Source organism: Sphingomonas sp. SphC10, assembly GCF_057004845.1.
In genome coordinates this window covers 2,751,916-2,778,171 of sequence record NZ_CM168044.1, presented here as the reverse complement: position 1 = coordinate 2,778,171, position 26,256 = coordinate 2,751,916, and the positions used below count along the sequence as shown (strand labels likewise).

The following is a 26,256-nucleotide window of genomic DNA, read 5'->3' as shown; positions in this document are numbered from 1 at the left end:
CCTCCCGACCTCCGTTCGCACTGAGCGAAGTCGAAGTGCACGCCCCGAACCTTTGTCACGAACGCTATCCCGTGGCCTTCGACTTCGCTCAGGCTGAACGGCGTCGGGGCGAGCAAAATGCCTACTTTGGGTGGAAAGCGGTCATTCGCCAAAATGCTGAAGGGCAATTGCGATCCCCAACAAGCTAAGGATCGCCCAAAAGGCTGAGAACCCCCAGAATATGGCGGGAGACTTGTCTCGGCTCGTATCAAGGGCCTTGTAGTTGATCGGCATCGCTCCTGTTGCGAACCCGATCCCGAGCACAACGGCTGAGATCAATGCCAGGAGTATGCCAGCCACGTTCGCTTCGTTCATTACCGGATCGTATCGCGTTCTACGATGTCCGCAACTGGGCGTTAACGCAGGTTCGCGGTCTTCGCTCGTCCGGCTGCAATGTTCCAGATCATCAGGCATAGCGTGGCAGCCCACGTCCCGTAGCCAGCATGTCCATCAGACCAGATTAACCAGATGAAATAAGCCGCAAGCCCGACGCTAAGTACGATGCGGGCCGCTCGCACCGCCGGATGAAGAAGCAATGAAACCGCTCCCATTTCGAAGCCTCCTACTGCCGAAAACAACCGTATTATCTATCGCTAGCCTCAGCAATTTAGCGGGATCGATGGACAGCGAAGCAACGGGTCTTAACATATCGAACCGGCGTGAAACCTCACTCTACGTTGCTGTATTCCTCCACAAGATACAAAGTGCCTACTCGGTAACAGTAAATTGGCATCCCTCCCACACCATCCTTGAGCCGCAACTGAATGCAGGTTTTGTTCGGGAAGGAGATGTAACGAGCGTATCGGTTCGACATTGCTGCGGACGGTACCTCGTGCACCTTCGCCCCCCACCGCCTAGCTGCGTCTTGTGCCTGCGCTTTTGACCCGTTCCAATCAGGTAAGCGCCTCTCACGCTCAAGAGTGCGCCACTCGCCAGTCTCAAAGCCAATCACAAATGCGCCTACGATCGCGAGCGTGGCGAGGATGATTTTGGATGCCGTGTTCATACGGGAAGGAGAGCATTTTTGACTTCGGCTTCCAAGCCCGCCTTCCGCGCTCACGAACGACGGCAGATGGGCGAAAGCGGACCCTGTCGCTTTTAGAGGTGGTCCTCCGAATCATCCTCAACCACCGCAGCCTTCCGCCCCTTGAACCCCTGCGCCACCACGAACCATTCCACCGAACCCTTGCGGCTCGACGGCGGCTTGGCGTGCTTCACGGTGGCGAAGTGGCGTTTCATTTCGGCGACCAGCTGCGAATCGGCGCCGCCCGCGAAGACCTTCGACACGAACACGCCGCCGGGCGACAGCACGTCGCAGGCAAAGGCGAAGGCCGTCTCGACCAGTCCCATGGTGCGCAGCGCGTCGGTCTGCGGGTGGCCGACGGTGTTGGCCGCCATGTCCGACATGACCAGATCGGGCGCGCCGCCCAGCGCCTCCATCAGCTTGCCCGGCGCGGCGTCGTCCATGAAGTCCATCTCGAAGATGGTGACGCCATCGATCGGATCGACCGGCAACAGGTCGATGCCGACCACGCTGGCGTTCGGAACCTGACGCCGTACCACTTGGGCCCAGCCGCCGGGTGCCAGACCCAGGTCGATGATCCGCTTCTTGCCGCGCAGGAAGCCGAAGCGCTCGTCCAGCTCGATCAGCTTATAGGCCGCGCGGCTGCGATACCCCTCCGCCTTGGCACGGCGGACATAGGGGTCGTTCAGCTGGCGCTCCAGCCAACGGGTCGACTGGGCGGTGCGCTTCCGCGCGGTGCGCACCCGCTGGTGCAGCCCTGCATTGCCTCTGCTCACGTTCTGGCGATTCCCATCAAGCGGCGCAGGATTCCCTCGCGAATCCCACGGTCTGCGATCCCTAGCCGCTCGGCGGGCCAGAGGTCCAATATCGTCTCCAGGATGGCGCATCCCGCCACCACTAGATCGGCGCGTTCGGGGCCGATACACGCCACCTTGCCGCGCGCGGCCAGGCTCTTGCGCGACAGGTCGGCGCTGATCGCGCGCATCGCGGACGTGGGCACAATCAGCCCGTCGACGGCGGCGCGGTCATAATGGCTGAGCCCTAAGTGGACGCTGCCCAGCGTCGTCACCGTGCCGCTGGTGCCCAGCAGTCGAGGGCTTTTCAGGTTCCGGGGCAGTCGCGCGGCGAAATCGGCGAAGCTGTCCGCCACCATGGCGCGCATCCGGGCATAGGCGGCCAGCCGCCCGGCCTCGCCCTCGCCGCCGCCCGCACTCTCGGTCAGCGAGACGACGCCCCAAGGGGCCGAATGCCAGTCGAGGATGCGGGGGCTGGGGCTGCGCGTGTCGACCAGCACCAGTTCGGTCGAGCCGCCGCCGATGTCGAACACCAGGGCGGGGTCGTCACCCGGCTCGATCAGCACGTGACAGCCGAGCACGGCCAGCCGCGCCTCTTCCTCCGCCGAGATGATGTCGAGATGGATGCCCGTCTCGGCCAGCGCGCGCGCGATGAAGGCGGGGCCGTTGGCGGCGCGGCGGCAGGCTTCGGTGGCGACCGCGCGCGACAGGGTGACGTTGCGGCGCTTCAGCTTGTCGGCACACACCCGCAGGGCTGCGATGGTGCGGTCGATCGCGGCGTCGGACAGGCGGCCGGTCGTCGCCAGCCCCTCGCCCAGGCGGACGATCCGCGAAAAGGCGTCGACGACCGCAAAGCCGCCGCCCTGCGGCCGCGCGATCAGCAGGCGGCAATTATTGGTACCCAGGTCGAGCGCGGCATAGGCCTGCGCATCCGACCACCGGCCACGCTGGGGCCGGGGGGGTGCCGAACGGGCAGGCGGCTTGGCCTGCCGGTACGGCCTTCGGGTGGGAACATCCCCCATCGCCGTATCTCGCTTATTCTGTTCTATCCGTCACGAACATGAGTGTTCGCCGGTGCTTGAAGCCCAAGGTAGCGAGTCGGCGCCCGCGCGACAAGACGCACGGCCGCCGCCATGGCGGAATTCGGTTGACAGGGGTGATTCGGCCGCCTAGAGGCACGCCCCTGTTCGATGCCCCGTCGTCTAAAGGTAAGACCACGGACTCTGACTCCGTTAATTGAGGTTCGAATCCTCACGGGGCATCCAGATCTCTCTAAAATTGCTGGTTTCTTCACGCTCGCGGGGATCGCGTGATGAGGGCGTTTGTGCGGCTTCCGTCCGGAACCGTGCCGTGTGGGACGGGGTTGCCATCATCATGGTCGTGATCGGATGCTTGCTGCTCGTCATCCTGCCGCTCATCGGTCTGGTGATCGGCGGTTATCTGGGTGGGCTTGCGGTCGGCCTGTGGACGGCACTGGGCGGCTTTGCCGTGGCCTTCGCCGTCTGTTCGTTGTCGGTCCTTACCCTGGTGAAGGCGCGCCCTTCGCGCTGAGGTCCAGCTCAACGCCCGGCACTGTTGACGGAATGCGGCGGAAGACAGGGCCGTAGCCGAACGCTATGAGCGCAGCATGCCCCGGCTGCTCCTGTTCAACAAACCCTATGGGGTCCTATCGCAATTCACGGACAAGGGATCGCCCACGGTTCGGTCGACCTTGTCGGACTTCATCGCGGTGAAGGGGGTCTATCCCGCCGGGAGGCTCGATCGGGATAGCGAGGGCCTGTTGCTGTTGTGCGATGACGGGCGGTTGCAGGCGCGCATTGCCGATCCGCGCTTCAAGATGCCCAAGACCTATCTCGTCCAGGTCGAAGGCGATCCGCAGGAATCTGACCTGGCGCGCTTGCGGCAGGGCGTCCGCCTCAAGGACGGCATGACCCTGCCCGCCGATGTGGCGCGTATCGACGCGCCGGACCTGTGGCTGCGCGATCCGCCGATCCGCCAGCGCAAGCTGATCCCCGACAACTGGCTGAAGATCACGATCCGCGAAGGGCGCAACCGGCAGGTGCGCCGCATGACGGCGGCGGTCGGGTTGCCCACGCTGAGGCTGGTTCGCTGGTCGATCGGCGACTGGTCGGTCGCCGGGATCGTGCCGGGTCAGTTCGTGGAGGCTCCTGCTCTGGGCAGGACGGACGGCGGCGCGCACGACCGGTAAGAGCGGCATAGGCCGCTATGCGGGCCACACTGGTCCCTGCCGCCTGTTGCGATCGACCGCGAAAACTGATTTGAGGCTTTGACGCCTTCCGCTTCCCCAAGCGCCTGGCAGGTTTTGGATTCCATGAATTATCGCCACTCCTTCCATGCGGGCAACAGCGCCGATGTCGTGAAGCACAGCCTGCTGATCGCGCTGGTCCGGGCCTTGCAGCAGAAACCGGGCGCGTTGACCCTGATCGATACCCATGCCGGTTGCGGACTCTACGACCTTGGCGGCGAGCAGGCCCAACGGACCGGCGAAGCCGCCCAGGGCGTGGCGCGGGCCTTTGCCGATACCGACCCGCTGCTGGACGATTATCGCGCCGCCGTGCAGGCGGTGAATGACGGGGCGGAGCCGCGTCTCTATCCCGGCTCGCCACGGTTCCTGGCGCAGCTCCTGCGCCCGCAGGACGTGCTGATCCTCAACGAAAAGCATCCCGAGGACGCCCGTACCTTACGCAGCGCGATGCGCGGGACGCCTGCGGCCGTGCATGAGCGCGATGCCTATGAGCTCTGGCTGGCGATGCTTCCCACCCGCACCCCGCGCGGCGTGGTGGTGGTCGATCCACCGTACGAACAGACAGACGAACGCGCCCGCATCACCGCCACGCTCGCGGCGGCGCATCGCAAATGGGCGCATGGCGTGACGGTCATCTGGTATCCGCTGAAGGACCGGGCGACGCACGGGCGGTGGAAGTACGACCTGCACAAGCTCGGCATTCCGAAATTCCTGTCGGTCGAGCATTGGCTATATGATGCCGATCAGCCGGGCATCTATAACGGTGCGGGCCTTTTCATCGTCAATCCGCCCTATGCCTTCACACAGGCGCTGCCGCCGCTGCTGGAATCCCTTCGTGCCGCATTGGCCCCGGAAGGGCATAGCGGCGAGATCAGGGCGGATTGGCTGCGCGACTGAGGGGGCTGGTTCCGGGCTGGAGCGTGAGTTTCTGTCCGGAACGCCGACCGACAAGGCCCTGGTTCCGTCGACGATGTACCGTGCCTCTGGCGCAGCCCGACGCCCGCGTCAGGCGATGTTTCGCTTCAGCAGCACCAGCATGGGGTCGCCCTCGACCGCATGAGGTTCGAAGCCCATCTCTTTTTCGATCATGATGGCGGAGCGGTTTTCGCGGTCCTCGATCGCTTCGATCGTGCGATATCCCTTGCGCCGCGCATGTTCGACCAGATGGTCGAGCAGCGTCCAGCCAATACCCTGCCGTTTCATATCGTGTCGGATGGCGATGGCGGCTTCGGCGGTGGCCGAGTGGTCGTCGCCCGCCAGCATCGCCGCCGCCAGGATCGATCCGTCGTCGGCAAAGGCGATCAGGCTTTCGGTGTGCCTGTCATTCGTATCGATCATGCTCCTGAGCCGCTCATGGCTGACCTCGCGCACGCCGGTCAGAAAGCGGAAGCGCAGGTCCTCGGGCGAGACATGGGCGAAGAAGGCGGCCAGCGCCGTTTCGTCCTCGCCGCGCGCGCGGCGAACGTGCAGCCGCACGCCTTGGCGGGTGACAAGCAACTCGGTGTCGGCGATCGTCATGATGTTCTCCTCGATGGCTGCGACCATGGTGCGTTTGCCCGCTCATGACATTGACTATCGTCAAGACGGCAACATCGTTCCCGTTTCCATGTAACGACGATGCCAGGACAGCGCTTCGGCGGGGAGCGAGGGGGCATGAAGGCCATAGGACCCGCCCTCGGCGCGCATGGCATAATCGGCGAGCATTGGTCGGTAATCGGGATGCGCGCAGCGTTCGATCACGGCCTTGGCACGCTGGCGCGGCGACAGGCCGCGCAGGTCGGCCAGCCCCTGTTCGGTGACGATCACCTGCACGTCCTGCATGATGTGGTCGACATGCGAGGCCTGCGGCACGATGGCGGAAATCTTGCCGCTCTTTGCGGTCGAGGGCGTCATGAAGATCGAGACATAGGCGTTGCGCGCGAAATCGCCCGATCCGCCGATGCCGTTCTGGATGCGCGATCCCATGACCAGCGTCGAATTGACGTTGCCATAGATATCCGCCTCGATCAGGCCGTTCATCGCGATGCACCCCAGGCGGCGGACGAGTTCGGGATGGTTGCTGATCTCCTGCGGGCGCAGGATCATGCGGTCTCGATACGCGGCCATGTTGGCATTGAGCCGCGCCGCCGCCTGCGGGCTGAGCGAAAAGGCGGTGGCCGACGCCATGCGCAGGCGCCCGGCATCGAGCAGGTCGAGCATCCCGTCCTGGATCACCTCGGTATAGGCGGTCATCGGTTCGAACGGCGCGTCGACCAGGCCGGACAGCACCGCATTGGCGATATTGCCGACCCCCGACTGGATCGGCAGCAGGGCGGGGGGAAAGCGTCCGCGCGAGACCTCATGGGCCAGGAATTCGATGACGTGCCCGGCAATGGCGCGCGCGGTGTCGTCGGGCGCGGCGAAGGGCAGGTTGCGGTCAGGGGCCTCGGTTTCCACGATGGCGACGATCTTGTCGGGATCGCAGGCCAGATAGGGCGCGCCGATCCGGTCGTCCGGCCGCACCAGCGGGATCGGCACGCGTTCGGGCGGCAGGCGGGTGCCGTAATAGATGTCGTGCATCCCCTCCAGCGCCGCGTCCTGCCAGCGATTGACCTCCAGGATGACGCGCTTCGCCCGGTCTGCCCAGGTCTTGTTGTTGCCGACCGACGACGAGGGGATGAGCGATCCGTCGGCGCGGATGCCCGATACCTCGATGATCGCGGTGTCGAGGGGGCCTAGCACGCCTTCCCAGGCCATTGGCGCGACCTGGCTGAGATGCATGTCGAGATAGTCGATCTCGCCCCGGTTGATCTTCTCGCGCGCGACAGGATCGCCGCTATAGGGCAGACGCTGGGCGATGCCGTCGACCGCCGCCAGCGCGCCGTCCAGCTCGGGGCCGGTCGAGGCGCCGGTCCACAGGTTGACGCGGAACGGATGCCCCGCGCCGTGGGACTCGGCGATGCGCCTGGCCAGCGCCTGGGGCACCATCTTGGGATAGCCGGAGCCGGTGAAGCCGCTGGTCGCCACCGTTTCGCCGGGGCGGATCAGGGCGGCGGCGGTGTCGGCATCGGTGATACGCGAACGAAGGGCGGCACAGGCGATACGGTCGGTCATTGTTTCTCCAACGCTGGCGGGCGGGGCCGGAGCCACCGCCCGCCGCGATTTCAGGCCGCCAGGTCGAGGACGATGCGACCCTCGATCTGGCCACGACGCATTCGGTCGAACACCTGGTTGACCTCGGCGAGCGGCGCGGTGGCGACCGTGGCCTTCACCTTGCCGTCGGCGGCGAAGTCGAGCGACTCCTGAAGGTCGAGCCGGGTGCCGACGATCGAGCCGCGCACGGTGATGCCGTTCAGCACCAGTCCGAAGATGTTGAGCGGAAAGTCGCCCGGCGGCAGGCCGTTGAGCGCGACGGTGCCGCCCCGCGCCATCATGCCCACGGCCTGCGCGAACGCCTTTTCGCTAACTGCAGTGACGAGCGCACCCTGCGCCCCGCCGCCGGTCTCGCGCTTGATCGCCGCCGCCGGGTCCGCCTCGGTCCGCGCATTGACGGTGACCTTCGCGCCCAGCCGCCGGGCGAGGTCCAGCTTGGCGTCGTCGACATCGACCGCCGCGACGTTCAGCCCCATGGCGACCGCATATTGCACCGCCATATGGCCAAGCCCGCCAATGCCGGAGATGACGACGGTATCGCCCGGCTTGGTATCGGTCATCTTCAGCCCCTTATAGACCGTCACCCCGGCGCAGAGCACCGGCGCGATCTCGGTGGAGCCGATATTGCCGGGCAGATGGCCGACGAAATTGGGGTCGGCGATGACATAATCGGCAAAGCCGCCATTGACCGAATAGCCGGTGTTGAGCTGGCTCTCGCACAGGGTCTCCCACCCGCCCAGGCAATGCACGCAGTGGCCGCAGGCGGTGTAGAGCCAGGGCACGCCGACCCGGTCGCCCTCCTTGATGTGCTTCACGCCCTTGCCGACCGCCGAGACATAGCCGACACCTTCATGCCCCGGAATGAAGGGCGGGTTGGGTTTGACCGGCCAGTCGCCTTCGGCGGCGTGCAGGTCGGTGTGACAAACGCCGGATGCCTGGATCGCGACCTGGATCAGGCCGTCGCCGACCTCCGGCACCGGGACTTCATCGATGGTCAGGGGTTGGCCGAATGCCCGCACGACGGCGGCTTTCATCGTCTTCGCCATGGTGTTTCTCCTGTATGATGAGGATGCAACGGGGATGGGCGCGGCCGCCGATCCCCGCCTTGATCACGGTCAAAAGAAGCCTGGGGTCAAAAGAAGCCGAGCTTCTTGGCCGAGTAGCTGACCAGCAGATTCTTGGTCTGCTGATAATGGTCGAGCATCATCCGGTGCGTCTCGCGCCCGATGCCCGAGCGTTTATAGCCGCCAAACGCCGCGTGCGCGGGATAGGCGTGGTAGCAGTTGGTCCAGACGCGGCCTGCCTGGATCGCACGGCCCATGCGGTAGGCCCGCGTGCCGTCGCGGGTCCACACGCCAGCACCCAGGCCGTAGAGCGTGTCGTTGGCGATGCGCAGCGCTTCCTCATCGTCCTTGAAGGTCGCGACCGAGACGACGGGGCCGAAAATCTCCTCCTGGAAGACGCGCATCCTGTTGTGGCCGCTGAGCACCGTGGGCTTGACATAATAGCCCTCCAGCCCCTCGGGCCGGTTGCGGGTGCCGCCGGTCAGCACCTTCGCACCCTCGTCGCGACCGATGTCGAGATAGCCGAGGATCTTGTCCATCTGCTCCTGCGAGGCTTGCGCGCCGACCATGGTGGCGGGGTCGAGCGGATCGCCCTGGATCATCGCCTCCACGCGCGCGACCGCCTTTTCCATGAAGCGGTCATAGATGGACTCGTGGACCAGTGCGCGGCTGGGGCAGGTGCAGACCTCACCCTGGTTGAGCGCGAACATGGCGAACCCCTCGATCGCCTTGTCGAGATAATCGTCATCCTCGGCCGCCACGTCGGAAAAGAAGATGTTCGGGCTCTTGCCGCCCAGCTCCAGCGTGACCGGGATCAGGTTCTCCGACGCATAGGACATGATGAGCTGTCCGGTCGTCGTCTCGCCGGTAAAGGCGATCTTGGCGATGCGCGGATTCTGCGCCAGCGGCTTGCCCGCCTCCAGGCCATAGCCGTTGACGATGTTGAGCACGCCCTCGGGCAGCAGGTCGGCGATCAGTTCGGCCAGCACCATGATCGAGGCGGGGGTCTGCTCGGCGGGTTTCAGTACCACGCAATTACCCGCCGCCAGCGCGGGCGCGAGTTTCCAACAGGCCATCAGCAGCGGGAAGTTCCACGGGATGATCTGCCCGACGACGCCCAGCGGCTCGTGGAAATGATAGGCGACGGTGTCGTGATCGATCTCGGAGATGCCGCCTTCCTGTGCGCGGATGCACCCGGCGAAATAGCGGAAATGGTCGATCGCCAGCGGCAGGTCGGCGGCGGTCGTCTCGCGGATCGGCTTGCCATTGTCCCAGGTCTCGGCCGTGGCGAGCAGGGATAGATTCTCCTCCATCCGGTCGGCGATGCGGTGCAGGATCAGCGCGCGTTCGGCGACGCTGGTGCGGCCCCAGCCGTCCTTGGCCTTGTGCGCGGCATCCAGCGCCAGTTCGACATCGGCGGCCTGGCTGCGCGCGACCTGGCAGATCACCTGTCCGTCGATGGGGGATCGGTTGTCGAACCAGCGTCCCTCGACCGGATCGACCCAGCGGCCACCGATGAAATTGGCATAACGCTGTTTGAACGGCGCGGTGCGGGCCTTGATGGCATCCTTAATCGTCACGGGCTCTCTCCTTGGTCTGTTATGATCCAAGGCTCTGCCCGTGGCGTCCGAGGGGCAAGACGATGCGCGACGAAGTGTAGGCGACGTGGTGGACTTTCCGCCACCGAGGCGTAGCATGTGTCGCATGGCGCGACGCGACAACAGCGCCGGTGTCGCAAATTGCGACAATGGGAGAAGGATGCGGCGATGGACGGCGCCGGTATAGAACAAGGGCGACGCGCCTATTTCGACGAGGGGCAATTGCCTCTCGAAACCGTGCGCCAGCCGGTGCTGCGATCCTGGTTGCGATGCACCGACATGGGACTGGCGCAGGGACGGCTTCAGGGCGGCGGACCGCTGGCCGAAAGCGAACTCCATGCGCTGCGCCAGCGTCGCGAGTCGCTGCGCCGTCTGTGTCGCCCCGAACTCGAGATGCTGGCGGGCGAGGCGCGCGATACGGGCAGCGTCGTGATCCTGGCCGACGCGGACGGCATGATCCTCGACACGATCGGCGATACCGGCTTTCTGTCCCGCGCGGCGCAGGTGGCGCTCAGGCCCGGCGTCTCCTGGACCGAGGCGAGCACGGGTACCAACGCGATCGGCACCGCCATTGCCGAGCGTCGCCCGATCGCCGTCCATGGCCCCGAGCATTTCTTTGCCGAACATGCGGTGTTGAGCTGTGCGGCGACGCCGATCCTCGACCCACGTGGCGCGATCGTCGGGGCGCTCGACATTTCGGGGCCATCGGCCAGCGGCCATGGCCATGCGCTGGGGCTGATCCGGCTGGCGGTCGACCAGATCGAGCATCGGCTGTTCCGCAGTGGCTTTGCCGATTGTCGCGTGCTGCGGATGCATGACGATGCCGCGATGCTGGGCACCGCGCGCGAGGGGATATTGGTGTTCCGCGACGACCGGCTGGTCGCCGCCAACCGGCGCGGGCTTTCGCTGGTCGGGCGCAGCTGGGAGGCGCTGGACGATGCGGCGCTCGGCGAACTGGTCGATATGCAGGGGCAGGCGGCGCGAGGCCGATTGCGCCTGGCCAACGGCGCGACCCTGATCGGCGGCTGGGATGCCGATGTTCGGGGTGGCGGCATCGAACTGTCCGTCGCACGCCCGCTGGCCGACGAGCGGGCCGAGGCGATCGACGCGGCACTGGCGGCGCATGACGGCAATGTCTCGGCGGCGGCGCGGCAACTGGGCATCCACCGCAGCACCATCCACCGGCACCTCGCCCGCCAGCGCTGAGGGCTGCGGCACGGCGCTTTGACCATCGTCAATGCGGGGTCCGCGTCGCTTCGTCACCAGGGGGGCGAAGGAGAAGACCCGCGATGGACCGCAACCCACTTCAAGGCAGTGTCGTGCCGTTCGCGCGGCGCTGGCACGTCATTCAGGAAATCGACCTGATCCGCCTGCTTCAGGAGCATCGTCGTCGGCTGGCGCTATGCGGGCAGGCGGAGGCGATGGCGGATGCCTTGCCCGATCGTCCCGACGCCGCGACCATGACGCTGTTCCTGCAGGCGCTGGAGGCGCTGGTGATGCGGGGCGAGCAGGCGGACGGCGTCTATCTGAAGGCGATGCTGTCCAACGGGCGGGCCGATCCGCTCACCGACACGCTCCTCGACCATGTCCGCCACCGGCATGAGGCGGATGCGGCGGCGGCGCGCGAACTGGTCGCGGCCTTTGCCGAGTCGGATGCCTTCGCCGCACCCGAGACGCTGGGCCATATGCTGCGCAGCTTCTTCACCGGATGCCGTCGCGCGGTCGATTTCGAGCAGCTGGCCATCATCGCGCTGGCGGGGCATCGACTGACGCCCGAGGCGCGGTCGCTGCTGATCGACGCCCTGGCCGACAGCCTGCTGGATTAAGCCGCTTCGGCGCGCGCTGCCAGCGCCTCCCGGTCGCTGATCGTGATGGCGCGGCCGCCGGGCAGGCCGATCACCCCGCTCTGCTTCATCCGGGTCAGCTGGCGGCTGACCGTCTCGATCGTCATGCCCAGCACATCGGCGATCTGTCCGCGCGTCAGCGGCAGGTCGAACGTCACCGGCCCGTCGCGGCTCGCCCGGCATCCGCTGGCCCCGGCGCGCGCCGCCATGTCGAGCAGGAAGCCCGCCAGCTTCTCCCCCGCCGATTTGCGCGCCAGCACCAGCATCCGCCCCCGCGCCTCGTTCAGCGATTCGAAGGTCCGCTGGAGCAACAGGCGCTCCATGCGCTGATGATCCTCCAGCACCCGCTCGAAGGCGGCGCGGGGAAAGACGCACAGTTCGGCCTCGGTCAGCGCGGTCAGCGTGAAGTCGACATCGCCCGCATAGGGCTGTCCGAAGAAATCGGCGGGGTAGAGCAGGCCGACCGTCTGCTCGCGGCCATTGGCGGTGGCGGCGACCAGTTTCAGCACGCCCGTCAGCAGGTTGCCGCAGATCACCGCCTCGTCGCCCGCCCAGGCGATGGTCTGGCCGCGCGCGACCCGTCGGCGCTGGCCGATGGCGTTCAGGGCGAGCAGCTCCCGGTCGTCCAGGCTGCCGCACAAGGCCCGGTCGCGTACCGCGCAATCGGCACAGATGTCGTTCGGGATCATGGCCTTGCCTTATAGCGCGGCCATGATCCCCTGTCGTCGGACGGATTGTCCTATCTGTCAGTGTCGCGGTGACACGTCATCCTCCCGCGGCAGATGGAATTCGTGCCAGATGCCGTTGAGGATGCCGAAGCCGATCGCCAGGCCGAGGCCCAGCACCCAGGAAAAATACCAAATGGGTCGTTCCTTTCTCAGTAAAAGTCGGGGTTGGTACGCACCGCGTCCGCCGTCACGCGGCCGAACATGACCCGGTAGGCCCAGGCGGTGTAGGCGAGCACGATCGGCAGGAAGACGAGCGTGACGAACAGCATGATGCCCAGCGTCTTCTGCGTGGACGAGGCGTTCCACACCGTCAGGCTGCTATGCGCGTCGATGCTGGACGGCAGGATGAAGGGGAACATTGCGCAACCGACGGTCGCGATGATCCCCGTCGCGGCGAGCGACGATCCGGCAAAGGCCAGCGCCTCGCGTCCCGCCCGGATTCCGATCAGGGCCAATGCGGCCCCGGCAAAGCCCAGTACGGGCAGCGCCATCATCCACGGATAGGCCGCATAATTGTCGAGCCATGCGCCGCCCGCTTGCTCCGCCGTCATGCGCAAGGGATTGGACGGGCCAAGCGGATCGACCGTGCCGACGATCCGGTAGCCGATATCGCCCCATGCGACGAAGGCGAAGCCGACCGCGAAGAGCAGGATGGAGGCGATGGCCGCCGCCGTGCCGAATGCCCGCGCCCGGTCATGGACGGGACCATGCTCAACCTTGATCGACAGCCATGCCGCGCCGTGCAGGACCAGCATCGCCACCGACAACAGCCCGCAGACGAGGGTGAAGGGCGTGAACAGGCCGAGGAGCGTGCCATCGTAAAAGGCACGCAGGTCGCCATCCAAACGGAAGGGCGCGCCCAGCAGCACATTGCCGACCGCGACGCCGAAGACGAGAGCTGGCACCAGTCCCCCGACGAACAGCGCCCAGTCCCAGCGGGTGCGCCAGGCCGGGTCCGGCCGCTTCGAGCGATATTTGAACCCCACCGGCCGCAGGATCAGCGCGGCCAGCACCAGGAACATGGCGAGGTAGAAGCCCGAAAAGCTGACCGCATAGACGAAGGGCCAGGCCGCGAAGATCGCGCCGCCGCCCAGGATGAACCAGACCTGGTTTCCCTCCCAGGTCGGCCCGATGGAGTTGATGACCATCCGCCGCTCGGCATCGCTGCGCGCGACGAAGGGCAGGAGGGCGGCGACGCCGAGGTCGAACCCGTCGGTCAGCGCAAAGCCGATCAGCAGCACGCCCAAGAGGGCCCACCAGATCAGGCGCAACATCTCATAATCGAACATGTCCTGGCCTCCTTCAGGCGGTAACGGGAATGGCGGCGGGGATGGGGCCGGGGGCGGGCTGGTCGTCCCGCTCCTCCGGCCCCTGCGCGATGGCGGCGAGGATCAGCCGGACCTCGATCACCGCCAGCACCCCGTAAAGCGCGGTAAAGCCCGCCAGCGTGGTCCACAGCGCACCGCGCGACAGCGAACTGGTCGCCAGGAAGGTCGGCAGCACCCCTTCGATCGCCCAGGGCTGGCGACCCAGCTCGGCGACCACCCAGCCCAGTTCGATTGCGATCCAGGGCAATGGGATCGCCGCCACCGCGAGGCGGAGGAACCAGCGCGCATCGAGATGCATCCGCAGCGAGCATAAGGTGAAGGCGGTGGCGAACAGCGCGATCATCGCAAAGCCGATCGCCGCCATGATGCGGAAGCTCCAGAAGAGCAGGCCGACATCGGGCACCGTGTCCCAGGCCGCCGCCTCGATCTGCTGCGGCGTCGCGGCGCGCGGATCGGCCATTTGCCGCTTGAGCAGCAGGGCATAACCCAGGTCGCGCTTGTGCGCCTCGAACCGGGCGCGCTGGCCCATGTCCTGCGGGTTCGCCTTCAGTCGCTGGACCGCGTCATAGGCGATCACGCCCGAGGCGATCCGTTCCTGCGCCTTCAGCACCAGCTCGGACATGCCGGTGACCGTGCCGTCGAGGCTGCGCGTCGCGATCAGGCCGAGCAGCCAGGGGATCTCGACCTTGTAGCGCGTCTCGCGGGCCACCGTGTCGGGATAGCCGAACAGGGTCAGGCCGGAGGGGCCGGGCTCGGTGTGCCAGACCGCCTCGATCGCGGCGAGCTTCATCTTCTGGTTGTCGGTCAGCGCATAGCCGCTCTCGTCGCCCAGCACGACGACCGACAGCGACGAGGCGAGGCCGAACGCCGCCGCCACCGTCATCGACCGGCGCGCAACGGGCAGGAAGCGGCCCTTCAGCAGCCAGAAGGCCGACACGCCCAGCACTACGACCGAAGCGCAGACATAGCCCGCGCTGACGGTGTGAACGAACTTGGCCTGGGCGACCGGATTGAACAGCACCGCGCCGAAGTCGGCGACCTCCATGCGCATCGTATCGGGATTGAAGCTCGCGCCGACCGGGTTCTGCATCCAGCCATTGGCGACGAGGATCCACAGCGCCGACAAATTGGTGCCGAGCGCGACCATGAAGGTGACGATCAGATGGCCGAGCTTCGACAGGCGGTCCCAGCCGAAGAACATCAGCCCGACGAACGTCGCCTCCAGGAAGAAGGCCATCAGCCCCTCGATCGCCAGCGGCGCACCGAAGATGTCGCCGACATAATGCGAGAAATAGGACCAGTTGGTGCCGAACTGGAACTCCATGGTCAGGCCGGTGGCGACGCCGAGTACGAAGTTGATGCCGAAGATCTTGCCCCAGAAGCGCGTGGTCACGCGCCATTCCGGGCGGTTGGTCATGACATAGACCGATTCCATGATGACCAGCATCATCGACAGGCCGAGCGTCAGCGGCACGAACAGGAAGTGATACAGCGCGGTCGCCGCGAATTGCAGTCGCGACAGGTCTACGACGCCGGGGTCCATAGCATGTCTCCATAAGAGGAGCCGCCCCCCGGCCCCTTGCCGAGCGATTCGCTAGGCTTGGCGCGCCGTGCCGACATTGACCGCGGTCAAAGACTATGGGGGCGGTCGGGGCGACCGTCGCGGCATGACGACGATCGCCCATGCTTCCCCGACGCGTAAGGCACGCAATCGCTGGTTGAACGATGCGGCCGGGCGGCGCGGCGGTGTGGCGGGCCTGTTGCTGCTCGATACGCTGGCGGCGATCGGCTTTGCGGCGGGTGTCGCGGGCGGCGTGACGGCGGTGATGGGGCAGGGGGCGGTGTGGCCCTGGGCCGTGTTGATGCTCGGCATGGGGGCGTTGCGCGGGGTGTTCGCCACCCTGGCCTTGCGGTGGGGCGCGGTGAGGGCGGGCGCGGTCAAGCGGGCGCAGCGACTTCGCGCCGTGGCCGCCACGCTGCGTCGCAAGCCCGGTGCCCCGATCGACAGCGGCCTGCTCGCCAGCCAGGCCGTCGATGCGGTCGAGGCGCTGGACGGCTATGTCGCCCGCTTCCTGCCCGCGCGCCGGGCCGCCGCCATCGCGCCGATGCTGGTCCTCGTCGCGACCGCCTGTGCCAGTTGGGTCGCGGCGGTCATTCTCGCAGGCACGCTGCTGCCCTTTGTCGCCGCGATGATCCTGGCGGGCGGTGCGGCGGCGGACGAATCGCGGCGGCAATTCGTCGCGCTGCACCGTCTGTCGGCGCGCTTTGCCGACCGGGTGCGCAGCTTGCCGGTCGTGCTGGCCTTCCGCGCCGAGACACGCGAGACCGAGGCGATCGGCGCGGCGGCGCAGGAACTGGCCGAGCGGACCATGCGCGTCCTGCGGGTGGCCTTCCTGTCCTCCGCCGCGTTGGAATTCTTCGCGGCGCTGTCGGTCGCGCTGGTCGCGGTCTATTGCGGTTTTGCCCTGCTCGGCCTGCTGCCCTTCGCCGCGCCTGAGACGCTGACCCTCGCCCAAGCGTTCTTCGTGCTGGCCCTTGCGCCCGAATTCTACGCGCCCATGCGCCGCCTGGCCGCCGCCTATCATGACAAGCAGGCGGCAGAGACCGCCGCCGATACGCTGATGCCCCTGATCGAGCCGGAGCCTGTGCCCTTGGTTCGGGTCACGGCTCCGCTGATCCTGCGCGATGTCGCCATCCAGTATCCGGGCAGCGATGCCCCCGCCGTCTCGCACCTGTCGCTGCGGATCGACGCGGGCGAGACGGTGGCGTTGCTCGGCCCCTCGGGCAGCGGCAAGACCAGCGTATTGCACCTGCTGCTGGGCCTCGCGCCGCTATCGGCGGGAGCGGTCGAGGCGGGCGGTGTCCCACTCACCTCGCTGGCGGGACATGCAAGCTGGGCGGGCCAGCACCCCCTGCTGATCGCGGGCACGATCCGCGATAATCTGACACTGGCCCATCCCCGGGCGGATGAACTGGCGATCCAGCGCGCGGTCGCGGCGGCGGGCTTGGGGCCGATGCTCGCGGCCCGGCCGGGTGGCCTCGGCGCCATGCTCGACGCGCGGGGCAGCGGGCTGTCGGGTGGCGAGCGGCGGCGGATCGCGCTCGCCCGCGCGCTGCTCAACCCCGCGCCCTTCCTGCTGCTCGACGAGCCGACCGCGCATCTCGACGCCGCCGCCGAAGCCGCGCTGATCGCCACCATCGCACGCGCCGCGAAAGGGCGCACGACGCTGATCGCCACCCACAGCCCCGCGCTGGCCGCCATCGCGACTCGCGTCGTTCACCTGGGACATGCCGCATGACACTCCACAGGCTGATTGCCGCCGAACGCTGGCGGGAACGTCGCCGTCTGCAGCAGGCGGGACTGTGTGCCGCGCTGGTTGCGATCGCTTCGGTGCTGCTGCTCGCCTTGTCGGGCTGGTTCCTGACCGCCGCCGCGCTGGCGGGGGGAGCGGGGATCGTCGCGGCGCAGGCGTTCAACTATATGTTGCCCTCCGCCATGATCCGGTTGCTGGCGATCGTGCGAACCGGCGCGCGCTATGGCGAGCGGCTGGCGAGCCATGGCGCGGCCTTTGGCGCGCTCGCCCGGCTGCGGCCTGCGCTCTACCGCGCGCTCACCGTCGCGCCGCCCTCGGTCGCGCTGGCGCTCGGCCGGGGCGAAGCGACCGCGCGGCTGATCGGGGATGTCGATGCGGTGGAATGGCGCTTCGTCCGTTTGTCGGGGCCCTGGGGTGTCGTCGCGGCGCTGGTCTCGGGCGCGGCGCTGACGTTGCTTGGCGGCTGGCTGGCCATGATCGCGACGCTGGCCTGTGTCGGGGGAGCGCTCGGTCTGGCCCGTGCCTGGGCGCACCGGTTGGAAGAGCCCGGACGCGCGGTGCAGCAGGCGATGGGGGCCTTGCGCGAGGAGGTGGCGACGATCGGCGGCGCTACGGCGGAACTCCGCTGTTTCGCACTGGAGGATTGGGCGACCGCCCGGATCACGGCGGCGAGCGACCGGCTGGCCGAGGCGCAGGCGCGGCAGGCGGCCGTGGCGGCCCGGTTCGAGGCGCTCCACGTGCTTGGCGTCGCGCTGGCAGCGGCATCGGCGCTGGTCCTGTCGGCGGACGCTGGCGCACCGATCGCGGCACTGGCGGCGCTGGCAGCGGCGATGACGGCCGATGCAAGCGCACCGATCCTGCGCGCCATGACCGAGCGGGGACGGCTGTGCGAGGCTGAGGCACGGCTGGAAACGCTGTTCGAGGCGGCGGAAGCGCATCCGGTTACGGACGTGGCGGGGGACGCGAGCCTCTTGATAGACCACATGCCATTCGCGCCGGGCAGCCGGATCGCCCTGACGGGGCCATCGGGCTGCGGCAAGACGATCCTGGTCGAGGGATTGCTGGGCCTTCGCCCGCTGTCACCCGGCCGGATCATGATCGGCGGACGCGATGCCGCCTCCCTCGCACCTGCCAGTCTTCGTCCGACCTTTGCCTGGACTCCGCAGGACGCGGCATTGCTGGTGGGCACGGTGCGGGACAATCTGCGGCTGGCCGACGACCAGGCGAGCGAGGATCGCATGTGGCAAGCGTTGCACGATGCCGCGCTCGACGACGTGGTGCGCGCCTTGCCGCAAGGGTTGGATACATGGCTGGGCGAGGATGGGGCGCGGTTGTCGGGCGGCGAGCGGCGGCGGCTCTCCCTGGCGCGGGCCTATCTGGCGGATGCGCCCTGGCTGCTGCTCGACGAACCGGGCGAGGGGCTGGATGCGGCGGTCGCGGCACAGGTCGCGCGGGGCATGGACGCGCGGTTGAAGCGGACCGGGCAGGGGATGATCCTGGTCAGCCACCGCCCGGTGCTTTCGGCCCTGTGCGATCGCCAATGGGCGGCCGATGGGGGAAGCCGCCGATCCGCCGCTTAACGCGCGATCCCGGCCAGGCGGACCCGGTCGAGCAAGTGCACGCCCCGCAGACCTGCGAATGCGATCAGCCCATCCTGCTGGAACGCGGTCATGTGACGGCTGACCGTCCCGACCGCCAGACCCGGCGCCTCCGCCATCACAGCCCGCGACGGAGGCCATGTCGAGCAGCGATGCGGCGACCCGCGCCTCGGCCTACGCGCGGGCCAGCATCGGCACCCAGCGTCGTCATCGTCCGACGCTGCGATCATGTCGGCGCAATGGCTGGCCGGATCGCCGTTCCGGCCGGATGCCTGTCCGGCGCTCAATCGGCGGCGGCGACCGATATCATGAAGCGCGGCGGCCGGTCAGACGGCATGGCTGAAACGCGTGTCGTCCTCGCTGCGCCAGGCGTCGAAGGCGGCGGCGATGCTGCGGGCATAGGGCTGCGCGTCGGCGGTCAGGCGGAGGCGGTGCCCTTCCCATCGGAGCAGTCCGGCCTGCTCGAAGGGGGAAAGCCGGGCATGAATGGCATCGCGCTCCGGCAAACCTTCCGTATCGGCGATTCCCTGGCACAGCACCCCCGCGATTGCCGCGCCCCGCCGCCGGTCGAGCGGCGTCCGCCGGATACCCCGCGCGGTCGCGAATCGACCGGCGCTGATCGCCTGGTGCCAATCGCCCGCCTTCTTCGCGTTCTGAAGCAGGCGGTCGGGAAATTCGCTGATCGCGCTTGCACCCATGCCGATCAGGATCTCGGCGGGATCGTCGGTGAACCCCTGGAAATTGCGGCGCAGCGTGCCGTTTGCCGCCGCCTGTGCCAGCGGATCGTGCGGCTTGGCGAAGTGATCGAACCCGACTGCTCGGTACCCGGCCGCCGTCAGTCGCTCATGCGCTGCTGCGGCCTGCGCGAAGCGCGCCGCCGCACCGGGCAGCGCGGTCGCGTCGATCCGGCGCTGGCGTGGGATCAGGTGGGGGACATGCGCATAGCCGAAGACCGCCAGCCGCTCGGGCGCAAGCGCGATCGCTTCTTCCAGCGTGGCTTGAAGCGCCGCATCGGTCTGTCCGGGCAGGCCGTACATCAGGTCGAAATTGATCGATCCGAATCCGGCCCCGCGCAGCAGCGTGACGGCGCCAATGATATCCTCACGCGGTTGAACCCGGCCGATCGCGGCCTGGAGCATGGGATCGAAGGTTTGCACGCCCAGGCTGACCCGCGCGACGCCGGTCGCGGCGATGACGCTCGCCCAGTCCGGCGCGAAGCCGCGCGGATCGATCTCCAGCGATAGGGGTGCGTCTTCACACGCAAAGGCCCTGCGCAGATGCGCGACCAGTGCCGCAAAGGCGCCCGGCGAAATGGCGTTGGGACTTCCCCCGCCAAAGGCAATCCGCCGGATCCGTCCGCGCCCCTCCAGCCGGGCGGCGATCCTGTCGATCTCGGTATGGAGCCGGGCCAGATAGGCATCCAGACGCGCGGTGCGGTTCGCCGCGCCGGTGTTGCACCCGCAATACCAGCAGATCGCCCGGCAATAGGGGATATGCAGATAGAGCGACACATCGGCATCCGCATCGACGGCATCGAGCGCGGCGGCCATGTCGTCATGACCGACCCCGTCGCCAAATTCGGCGGCGGTGGGATAGCTGGTGTAGCGCGGCACGGGCCGGGCGAGCAGGTCTGGATGATAGGGCCACATGGCGCATCCTGTGCCCCGATGCAGCGGACGTGCCTTTGACCATCGTCAAACCAGCCTTTGTCGATGATGAAGGCGGCGGGGGAGGCTCGCTCCCAATCGGGCCCCGTAATGTAAGGCAAGAGACGACCGGTGTCAGAAATGCCGCCCTTCCGTTTCCGCGCATCGGCTTCGACCCAGCATCGAGCCGACGCACAGACTCAGTTGGGGTCGGTGTGCGTGCGGGTGACGTTCTGCTCCATGCCCATGCCATCTCGGCTTCGAGCAGATCGCCTGCCGACCGTCCTGGGCTCGACGATCGCGGCGTGATGCCTGACCCGGGGAACAGTAAGGGCGCCGCGCAGGATGTCGGCTCGATTGCCCTCGGTGCGAAAGCCGCTGCCGGTCGAAAGGCTTCCTTGCACGCCTCCAGCAGGAAAACGATCCCCTCCTATCCCCATCCGGGTAGCCGATGATGGACGCGTGCCAAGGCAATTCGCCTTCCGCTTCGTCTGATGAGTGAGGGCGGCGAGAAAGCCTTGTGTGCCAGGTCTTGCCGGATGAACGGGAGTTACAATGCCGATGCGTCTTTGGGTCTTTGCCGCCATGGGATCGGTGGTGTGCCTTGGCGTGCCGGCGCTGATCCTGAACAGCAGCGAGGCGTTCGGGCAGATGACAGAGGGCAACGCCACGCCCGGTATCTGCGTCCGCGCCGGCGGGGTGGGCATCGTGGTCAATGGCGGGAGTTACTGCCGCCTGGGGGACGGACGCCTTGTCGACCAGCGACTGCTGTTTCGTCGTCGGCCCCGGCGTGCGGTCATGCCCAATCCTGCCAGTGCCTATTGCGAACACAATGGCGGTTGGATCGAAACCGTAAATGCGCCCGGTGGCCAGACGGGCTATTGCCATCTGCCAAACGGTGCCGTCGTCGAGGAATGGGCATTTTTTCGTGGCCGCTGATATCGCGAACGTCGCCAGAGCGACGGTGGCTGTCGGCCCTCAACAACGACAGACGATCTCTCCCCGGTCGGGCAAACGAAATATGGCCTGTCGAAATTCATTTCTCACGATTCATCCGGTAAGGGCCGCGGCATGGTCCAATCCATCAATGTCGGTGCCGATGTCGTCAAACGGGCTTGAAGCGGTTTATCTTGCCAATCGTGACAAACTTGTCCGGTTTCTTGTCGCGCGTGGCGCGGGAGATGCAGCCGAAGACTTGGTTAATGATCTTTGGCTAAGGATATCAACGTCTTCGTCATCAGGTCCGATCGCCAATCCGATGTCCTACCTGTTCCGGGCGGCCGATACGCTGATGATCGACCGCTACCGCGCGAAACGCCAGGGGGAGAAGCGGGAGCAGGACTGGTACGAGCTTAGCGGGGATGGCGAGGCTTCACCCGAACCGGCGGGCGAGCGGGTGATCGGCGCACGACAGGAAGTGGCGAAGGTCGCCGCGGTCCTGGCAAGGCTGGGAGCACGCCGGGAAGCCATCTTCCGGCGCGCCCGGATCGATGGCGTGTCGCAACGGCAGATCGCTGCGGAACTGGGCGTCAGCCTCAGCACGGTGGAGGCCGATCTGCGGATCGCCACCCGTGCACTGATCGAATTGAAGGATGAACTGCAATGACCGGCAGACAGGTCGACGAACAGGCGCTGGAATGGGCGATCCGTGCCGCCGATCCTCACTTTGAAGACTGGGACGGCCTGACTGGATGGCTGGAGGCCGATCCGGGCAATCACGACCGGTATGACGATGCGCTGACCGCCATGGCGGAGGCCCGCGATCGTGTCGCCGCGATGCCCCTCCGGGCTGAACCGGTCGCGGCCAATGACGAACGGCCGGTGCGGCACGGCTTTTGGCGCTGGGGCGGCAGCGCCGTCGCCGCGATGCTCGTCGCGGTCGTGGGCGTCTCCGTCTGGAACGAGCGCAGCCAGCCCTATGCGGTCGAAACCGCCCCGGGCGAACAGCGTGCGGTGCAACTGGCCGATGGCAGCGAGATCGTCCTGGCCGGCGGTTCGCGCGTGACATTGGACCGGGCGGATGCGCGGGTGGCGAGCGTCGAGCATGGCGAGATGCTTTTCCGGGTGCGTCACGACGCCGCGCACCCGTTCCGGGTCACTGCGGGCGACACGCAGATGGTCGACCTCGGCACGGTGTTCGACGTGACGCATGATGCGGGAGGGACCCGCATCGCCGTCGCGGAAGGGGCGGTGATGGTCGCCCCGGACAGCGCGAAGCTGCGGCTCGAGCCGGGACAGGCGGTGGTGGCACGCGGCGGGGAACTGCGTCGACAGGTCGCGACGGATGTCGGCGGGTGGCGTGAGGGGCGGTTGACGTTCGACAACGCGCCATTGTCGGACGTCGCGCGCGATCTCACCCGCCAACTCGGTCGCACCGTCCGGGTGGATCCCGCACTGGCCGCCAGACCGTTCAGCGGGACGATCGACATCCGCAGTCTACGAGACGATCCGGCGCGGCTGGGTCGCTTGCTGGGGGTATCGGTCCGGGCCGATGGCAAGGAATGGGTGCTGGGCGACAATCGGTGACGTTCGGTGCGGCTGCGGTCGCGACAGGATTGACGCTCGCCATGACGGTGGCGGCTCCGGCGGAGGCGCAGAGTCTGTCGATCGATCTGCGCGCGGGCAGCGTCCGCGATCAGGTGACCACGCTCGGCCGTCTCGGCGGGATCAGCGTCGTGGTGACGGACCCTGGCCTCTGGTCGAAGCCGGTGCCGCGTTTGCGCGGACGGATGAGTGCGGTCGTAGCCCTTCGCCTGATTGCGGCACGCTGCGGCGGGGAAGTCGAGGCGATCGACAACCTGTTGTACCGGATCGTTCCCAGGCGGACGCCGAAGCCTCGTCCGACCCCGCCACGGCCTAACCCCCAACCCGAAGTGGCGAAGACGCCCGAGGCCCCTCCGCCCGACATCATCGTCATCGGCAGCAAGCGCGATCTGCCGTTCGGCCAGACCGCCGGACAGGTCATACGGGTGTCGGGGCAGGATCTCGAACTGGGCGGTGCCGGTGGAACCGGACGGCTCACGTCTCGGCTGACGACGATCGCTTCGACCAGCCTGGGGGCGGGCCGGAACAAGCTGTTCATCCGGGGCATCGCCGATTCCAGCTTTTCGGGTCCGAGCCAGGCGACCGTCGGCCAGTATTTCGGCGACCTGCGGCTTGGCTACAACGCACCCGATCCCGACCTTCGCCTCGCCGATCTGGCGGCGGTCGAAGTGCTGGCTGGGCCGCAAGGCACGCTGTACGGGGCAGGATCGATGGGCGGGCTGATCCGCCTGGTTCCCAATCCTGTCGAGCTGGACCGGACCGGTGGGTCGGTGGCGATCGGGGCATCCGCCACGGCCCATGGCGCGCCAGGCTTCGACACGCAGGCTGTCCTCAATCTCCCGGTCGTCACCGATCGACTGGGAATCCGGCTGGTCGCCACGGCGGTCGAGGACGGTGGCTATATCGACAAGCCGCTGCTCGGCCGCCGCAACGTCAATACGACCCGTATCGCGGGCGGGCGCGGCACCCTGCATCTCAACATCGCCGATGGCTGGAGCGCGGAGCTGATCGGCATCGCGCAGCGTATCCGGGGGGCGGACAGCCAATATGCGGATCGCGATGGCCCCTTCCTCACGCGCAGGACACGCGTGGTCGAGGGGTTCGGCAATGATTTCGGCCAGGGGCAGTTCGTGCTGGACGGCCGGATCGGCGATATCCGATTGCGGTCCTCCACCGGCCTTACCGCGCTCGACCTGACCGAGCGCTATGATGCGACGACGCCCAACGATCCCGCGACGCTTTTCGTCCAGACCAACCGCACCCGCATGGTCGCCAACGAGACACGCGCCTGGGTCACGCATGCCAACGGGTCGGGGTGGTTGCTGGGTCTGAGCTATACCGGGAATCGCACCCGGTTGTTGCGGTCCTTCGTCTTGCCCGGCCAGCACTATCCGCTTCCCGGCGTGTCCAATCACCTGCACGAACTCACCGCCTATGGCGAGGCCAGCGTCCGGCTGACTCCGGCGATCCTGCTGACCAGCGGCGCGCGGGTCAGCCGATCCGTGTTGTCCGGCGCGGCGGAAGATGCCCGGGTGCAGGATGTGCCGATCGTGTCCGCTACCGTGGCGACGCGGCATGAATGGTCCGTGCTGCCCTCCGCCTCGCTTCTCGTCGACCTGCGTGGCGGGGCATCCGCTTTTCTGCGCTATCAACAGGGGTTCCGTCCGGGCGGTCTGGCGGTCGACGATGACTATGTCCGTCAGTTCGACAGCGACCGGGTCTCGACGATCGAGGCGGGCTATCGCTTCGGCCGTGCGGCGCGAGACCCCTTCGCCCTGACACTCACCATCGCCCATACCGATTGGCGAAATATCCAGGCGGACTTCCTCGATAGCGGAAACCTGCCGTCGACCGCCAATATCGGCAATGGCGACGTCTGGACCGTGGAGGCATCCGGGGCGATCCGCATCGCGAAGGGGTGGCGCATGGAGGGGGCCGTCTCGCTCAACGACAGCAGCGTCAACGAGGGCGATCCGAACGACCTGCCGTTGCAAGGGGCGCCCGGCGACCAGGGAGGCGTCTCGGCGCGCCTGCGTCCCATTCCCAATATCGCCGATATCACGGCACGGATCGGCGTGAGCTATGAGGCCGCGCTGGGCGACCGGTCGCGGCTGAAGGTCGACGGCTGGGTTCGTTATATCGGGCTGTCGCGCCTGGGGCTGGGACCTGTGCTGGGGGATGAGCAGGGCAATTATGCCGACAGTGCCGTCACCGCGCGTATAGGCCGCGACCGCTTCGGCGTAACCGTCGGCGTGTCCAATATCCTCGACGCGCGGGGCAACCGTTTCGCGATGGGCACACCCTTTGTGACCGGCAAGGAGCAGATCACGCCCATTCGCCCACGCACCTTCCGCGTCGGACTGGATACGGCCTTCTGAAAAAATTCCTACGGTGTCGGCCTGTCTGCTTCGTCATCGTCATGCTGGCACCGCCACGTGGTGGCCGTGTCATGCAAGGCGGCGAACATGTTCAGGCATCGGCAATGCCGATGAAGGAATGTTCCGGCTGCTGAACTTGCAAACCGAACCGGACGACCAATCCGGCTTCGCCAGTAGGGACGATGAGATGAAGTCTGTAGTATTGATGAGCACCGGCCTGGTCTCGGCAGCGGCGGCCATGTTGTCCGTTCCGGCGCAGGCGGCCCCGGACAAGGTCGGCATCGCCAACCCGGCATCGGTATATTGCGGCTCGATCGGCGGCACGTCGTTCGTGCGCAAGACGCCGTCGGGCGATGTCGGCTATTGCCGCCTGCCCAACGGCCAGGTCCATGAAGAATGGGACCTCTTCCGGAACAGCCAGAAGCCTTCGCCCAAGCGCCGCACCGATGCGCATCTAGGCAATCCCGCCGCAGTGCATTGCACCAAGGTCGGCGGGACCAACCTGAACCGCCGGACCGCACGCGGTGACGTCGGGCTTTGCCGGTTGCGGAACGGCAAGACGGTCGACGCCTGGGACCTGTTCCGCGGCGCCAATGGTAAGGGGAAGGACACGAATTCCCGCAATCACCGCGCAGTCATGACGAACCCTGCTTCCTCCTATTGCGTGGATCAGAAGGGAACGATCGAAGTTCGTCAGGACTCAGGGTATTGCCATCTGCCGAACGGACGGGTGGTCGAGGAGTGGAAGCTCTTCCGCGAACAGCCGGCCGGCCGCGCCCGCTAAGCACCCATGATATGAGCCGCGTTCGAAAGGACGCGGCTCATATATTTGCGGCACATGCTATCCATATGAAATGGTGATCTAAAATCTCGGTGCATATAGTTTCTAAAAAAAGTTTCAGCTGCACCTAAGGCAATTCGAAAAGGGTGACGTCTTGTGAATGTAGGGGGACGCGAAC

The 26,256-nt window shown here is 66.9% G+C and carries 25 protein-coding genes and 1 tRNA gene; 13 read left to right on the top strand and 13 right to left on the bottom strand.

From position 1 onward, the window contains the following. Positions 1 to 141 precede the first annotated feature (141 nt). From ACWKSV_RS12650 to ACWKSV_RS12640, 3 genes are all read right to left on the bottom strand, one after another. Positions 142 to 354 (bottom strand): hypothetical protein, encoded by a 213-nt coding sequence (locus ACWKSV_RS12650; RefSeq protein ID WP_076714163.1) that lies wholly within the window; start codon positions 352 to 354, stop codon positions 142 to 144. A gap of 783 nt (positions 355 to 1,137) precedes the next feature. Next, a complete protein-coding gene (locus ACWKSV_RS12645; RefSeq protein WP_076714159.1) occupies positions 1,138 to 1,839 on the bottom strand; it encodes an RlmE family RNA methyltransferase in 702 nt (233 codons plus the stop codon). Then, positions 1,836 to 2,879 (bottom strand): Ppx/GppA phosphatase family protein, encoded by a 1,044-nt coding sequence (locus tag ACWKSV_RS12640; RefSeq protein WP_056436125.1) that lies wholly within the window; start codon positions 2,877 to 2,879, stop codon positions 1,836 to 1,838. The genes ACWKSV_RS12645 and ACWKSV_RS12640 overlap by 4 nt, the downstream gene beginning before the upstream one ends. Before the next feature lie 169 nt (positions 2,880 to 3,048). Between ACWKSV_RS12640 and ACWKSV_RS12635 the strand changes: the two genes are divergently transcribed. The 4 genes from ACWKSV_RS12635 to ACWKSV_RS12620 all read left to right on the top strand — a co-directional run bounded on the left by ACWKSV_RS12635 (position 3,049) and on the right by ACWKSV_RS12620 (position 5,020). After that, positions 3,049 to 3,122: transfer RNA gene (locus ACWKSV_RS12635), tRNA-Gln, on the top strand. Positions 3,123 to 3,237: 115 nt separating this feature from the next. Beyond that, entirely contained in the window at positions 3,238 to 3,408 is a 171-nt protein-coding gene (locus tag ACWKSV_RS12630) for a hypothetical protein (RefSeq protein WP_483666927.1), read from the top strand. Positions 3,409 to 3,484: 76 nt separating this feature from the next. Further along, a complete protein-coding gene (locus ACWKSV_RS12625) occupies positions 3,485 to 4,066 on the top strand; it encodes a pseudouridine synthase (protein ID WP_076714157.1) in 582 nt (193 codons plus the stop codon). A gap of 123 nt (positions 4,067 to 4,189) precedes the next feature. After that, positions 4,190 to 5,020, top strand: coding sequence for a 23S rRNA (adenine(2030)-N(6))-methyltransferase RlmJ (locus ACWKSV_RS12620; protein WP_076714155.1), 831 nt, complete (start codon positions 4,190 to 4,192; stop codon positions 5,018 to 5,020). A gap of 108 nt (positions 5,021 to 5,128) precedes the next feature. Here ACWKSV_RS12620 and ACWKSV_RS12615 read toward each other — a convergent pair whose 3' ends face one another. From ACWKSV_RS12615 to adh, 4 genes are all read right to left on the bottom strand, one after another. Next, complete coding sequence (locus ACWKSV_RS12615) at positions 5,129 to 5,668, bottom strand: GNAT family N-acetyltransferase (RefSeq protein WP_237243473.1); 540 nt, start codon at positions 5,666 to 5,668, stop codon at positions 5,129 to 5,131. Positions 5,669 to 5,701: 33 nt separating this feature from the next. Then, positions 5,702 to 7,216 (bottom strand): succinyl-CoA:acetate CoA-transferase ScpC, encoded by a 1,515-nt coding sequence (gene scpC, locus ACWKSV_RS12610; RefSeq protein WP_076714153.1) that lies wholly within the window; start codon positions 7,214 to 7,216, stop codon positions 5,702 to 5,704. Between the two features lie 50 nt (positions 7,217 to 7,266). Further along, positions 7,267 to 8,301 carry an alcohol dehydrogenase AdhP gene (gene adhP, locus ACWKSV_RS12605; protein WP_076714151.1) on the bottom strand — a complete coding sequence of 345 codons (1,035 nt, stop codon included), beginning with the start codon at positions 8,299 to 8,301 and terminating at the stop codon, positions 7,267 to 7,269. Between the two features lie 86 nt (positions 8,302 to 8,387). After that, positions 8,388 to 9,899 (bottom strand): aldehyde dehydrogenase, encoded by a 1,512-nt coding sequence (gene adh, locus ACWKSV_RS12600; RefSeq protein ID WP_076714149.1) that lies wholly within the window; start codon positions 9,897 to 9,899, stop codon positions 8,388 to 8,390. Positions 9,900 to 10,085: 186 nt separating this feature from the next. On the opposite strand from adh, the gene ACWKSV_RS12595 reads away from it, so the two are divergent. Then, positions 10,086 to 11,123: a sigma-54-dependent Fis family transcriptional regulator gene (locus ACWKSV_RS12595; protein ID WP_076714147.1), complete on the top strand. Its 1,038-nt coding sequence runs from the start codon at positions 10,086 to 10,088 to the stop codon at positions 11,121 to 11,123. 83 nt (positions 11,124 to 11,206) lie between these two features. Next, positions 11,207 to 11,743, top strand: a complete 537-nt coding sequence (locus tag ACWKSV_RS12590) for a hypothetical protein (RefSeq protein ID WP_076714145.1) — start codon at positions 11,207 to 11,209, stop codon at positions 11,741 to 11,743. Here ACWKSV_RS12590 and ACWKSV_RS12585 read toward each other — a convergent pair. From ACWKSV_RS12585 to ACWKSV_RS12570, 4 genes are read right to left on the bottom strand one after another with little or no spacing between them, the layout of a single operon-like run. Further along, on the bottom strand, positions 11,740 to 12,450 hold the full coding sequence (locus ACWKSV_RS12585) for a Crp/Fnr family transcriptional regulator (RefSeq protein WP_076714143.1): 711 nt from the start codon (positions 12,448 to 12,450) through the stop codon (positions 11,740 to 11,742). The two genes, ACWKSV_RS12590 and ACWKSV_RS12585, sit on opposite strands and share 4 nt — an antisense overlap. A 57-nt stretch (positions 12,451 to 12,507) precedes the next feature. Further along, positions 12,508 to 12,606: a cytochrome bd oxidase small subunit, CydX/CbdX family gene (locus tag ACWKSV_RS12580; RefSeq protein ID WP_443026371.1), complete on the bottom strand. Its 99-nt coding sequence runs from the start codon at positions 12,604 to 12,606 to the stop codon at positions 12,508 to 12,510. A 32-nt stretch (positions 12,607 to 12,638) separates the two neighbouring features. Further along, complete coding sequence (cydB, locus tag ACWKSV_RS12575; RefSeq protein ID WP_076714141.1) at positions 12,639 to 13,778, bottom strand: cytochrome d ubiquinol oxidase subunit II; 1,140 nt, start codon at positions 13,776 to 13,778, stop codon at positions 12,639 to 12,641. Between the two features lie 13 nt (positions 13,779 to 13,791). Continuing rightward, positions 13,792 to 15,360 (bottom strand): cytochrome ubiquinol oxidase subunit I, encoded by a 1,569-nt coding sequence (locus ACWKSV_RS12570; protein ID WP_076714139.1) that lies wholly within the window; start codon positions 15,358 to 15,360, stop codon positions 13,792 to 13,794. 124 nt (positions 15,361 to 15,484) lie between these two features. Here ACWKSV_RS12570 and cydD point away from each other — a divergent pair, with 124 nt between their 5' ends. After that, positions 15,485 to 17,116: a thiol reductant ABC exporter subunit CydD gene (cydD, locus tag ACWKSV_RS12565; RefSeq protein WP_076717737.1), complete on the top strand. Its 1,632-nt coding sequence runs from the start codon at positions 15,485 to 15,487 to the stop codon at positions 17,114 to 17,116. After that, complete coding sequence (locus ACWKSV_RS12560; RefSeq protein ID WP_076714137.1) at positions 17,113 to 18,711, top strand: amino acid ABC transporter ATP-binding/permease protein; 1,599 nt, start codon at positions 17,113 to 17,115, stop codon at positions 18,709 to 18,711. Before cydD ends, ACWKSV_RS12560 begins: the two co-directional genes overlap by 4 nt. On the opposite strand, the gene ACWKSV_RS12555 is transcribed toward ACWKSV_RS12560, so the two are convergent. Continuing rightward, on the bottom strand, positions 18,708 to 18,848 hold the full coding sequence (locus ACWKSV_RS12555) for a helix-turn-helix domain-containing protein (RefSeq protein WP_237243471.1): 141 nt from the start codon (positions 18,846 to 18,848) through the stop codon (positions 18,708 to 18,710). The genes ACWKSV_RS12560 and ACWKSV_RS12555 overlap by 4 nt on opposite strands. 207 nt (positions 18,849 to 19,055) lie before the next feature. Then, the gene (gene hemN, locus ACWKSV_RS12550; RefSeq protein ID WP_076714133.1) at positions 19,056 to 20,378 is read right to left on the bottom strand and encodes an oxygen-independent coproporphyrinogen III oxidase; all 1,323 of its coding nucleotides are present in this window, start codon (positions 20,376 to 20,378) and stop codon (positions 19,056 to 19,058) included. Between the two features lie 552 nt (positions 20,379 to 20,930). Here hemN and ACWKSV_RS12545 point away from each other — a divergent pair. From ACWKSV_RS12545 to ACWKSV_RS12525, 5 genes are all read left to right on the top strand, one after another. Next, complete coding sequence (locus ACWKSV_RS12545; RefSeq protein WP_076714129.1) at positions 20,931 to 21,314, top strand: DUF333 domain-containing protein; 384 nt, start codon at positions 20,931 to 20,933, stop codon at positions 21,312 to 21,314. Continuing rightward, entirely contained in the window at positions 21,304 to 21,981 is a 678-nt protein-coding gene (locus ACWKSV_RS12540) for an RNA polymerase sigma factor (protein ID WP_335695359.1), read from the top strand. The genes ACWKSV_RS12545 and ACWKSV_RS12540 overlap by 11 nt, the downstream gene beginning before the upstream one ends. Continuing rightward, the gene (locus ACWKSV_RS12535) at positions 21,978 to 22,901 is read left to right on the top strand and encodes a FecR family protein (protein ID WP_076714127.1); all 924 of its coding nucleotides are present in this window, start codon (positions 21,978 to 21,980) and stop codon (positions 22,899 to 22,901) included. The genes ACWKSV_RS12540 and ACWKSV_RS12535 overlap by 4 nt, the downstream gene beginning before the upstream one ends. Next, on the top strand, positions 22,898 to 25,297 hold the full coding sequence (locus ACWKSV_RS12530) for a TonB-dependent receptor (protein WP_483666804.1): 2,400 nt from the start codon (positions 22,898 to 22,900) through the stop codon (positions 25,295 to 25,297). The genes ACWKSV_RS12535 and ACWKSV_RS12530 overlap by 4 nt, the downstream gene beginning before the upstream one ends. Before the next feature lie 118 nt (positions 25,298 to 25,415). Continuing rightward, on the top strand, positions 25,416 to 26,081 hold the full coding sequence (locus ACWKSV_RS12525; RefSeq protein WP_076714126.1) for a putative hemolysin: 666 nt from the start codon (positions 25,416 to 25,418) through the stop codon (positions 26,079 to 26,081). Positions 26,082 to 26,256: the final 175 nt, after the last annotated feature.

Coding starts and splice junctions, on each gene's coding strand:
- ACWKSV_RS12650 (WP_076714163.1), bottom strand. CDS start 354: ATGAACGAAGCGAACGTGGCTGGCATACTCCTGGCATTGATCTCAGCC.
- ACWKSV_RS12640 (WP_056436125.1), bottom strand. CDS start 2,879: ATGGGGGATGTTCCCACCCGAAGGCCGTACCGGCAGGCCAAGCCGCCT.
- ACWKSV_RS12625 (WP_076714157.1), top strand. CDS start 3,485: ATGCCCCGGCTGCTCCTGTTCAACAAACCCTATGGGGTCCTATCGCAA.
- ACWKSV_RS12620 (WP_076714155.1), top strand. CDS start 4,190: ATGAATTATCGCCACTCCTTCCATGCGGGCAACAGCGCCGATGTCGTG.
- ACWKSV_RS12615 (WP_237243473.1), bottom strand. CDS start 5,668: ATGGTCGCAGCCATCGAGGAGAACATCATGACGATCGCCGACACCGAG.
- scpC (WP_076714153.1), bottom strand. CDS start 7,216: ATGACCGACCGTATCGCCTGTGCCGCCCTTCGTTCGCGTATCACCGAT.
- adhP (WP_076714151.1), bottom strand. CDS start 8,301: ATGGCGAAGACGATGAAAGCCGCCGTCGTGCGGGCATTCGGCCAACCC.
- ACWKSV_RS12595 (WP_076714147.1), top strand. CDS start 10,086: ATGGACGGCGCCGGTATAGAACAAGGGCGACGCGCCTATTTCGACGAG.
- ACWKSV_RS12590 (WP_076714145.1), top strand. CDS start 11,207: ATGGACCGCAACCCACTTCAAGGCAGTGTCGTGCCGTTCGCGCGGCGC.
- ACWKSV_RS12585 (WP_076714143.1), bottom strand. CDS start 12,450: ATGATCCCGAACGACATCTGTGCCGATTGCGCGGTACGCGACCGGGCC.
- cydB (WP_076714141.1), bottom strand. CDS start 13,778: ATGTTCGATTATGAGATGTTGCGCCTGATCTGGTGGGCCCTCTTGGGC.
- ACWKSV_RS12570 (WP_076714139.1), bottom strand. CDS start 15,360: ATGGACCCCGGCGTCGTAGACCTGTCGCGACTGCAATTCGCGGCGACC.
- cydD (WP_076717737.1), top strand. CDS start 15,485: ATGACGACGATCGCCCATGCTTCCCCGACGCGTAAGGCACGCAATCGC.
- ACWKSV_RS12560 (WP_076714137.1), top strand. CDS start 17,113: ATGACACTCCACAGGCTGATTGCCGCCGAACGCTGGCGGGAACGTCGC.
- ACWKSV_RS12555 (WP_237243471.1), bottom strand. CDS start 18,848: ATGGCGGAGGCGCCGGGTCTGGCGGTCGGGACGGTCAGCCGTCACATG.
- hemN (WP_076714133.1), bottom strand. CDS start 20,378: ATGTGGCCCTATCATCCAGACCTGCTCGCCCGGCCCGTGCCGCGCTAC.
- ACWKSV_RS12545 (WP_076714129.1), top strand. CDS start 20,931: ATGCCGATGCGTCTTTGGGTCTTTGCCGCCATGGGATCGGTGGTGTGC.
- ACWKSV_RS12535 (WP_076714127.1), top strand. CDS start 21,978: ATGACCGGCAGACAGGTCGACGAACAGGCGCTGGAATGGGCGATCCGT.
- ACWKSV_RS12525 (WP_076714126.1), top strand. CDS start 25,416: ATGTTCCGGCTGCTGAACTTGCAAACCGAACCGGACGACCAATCCGGC.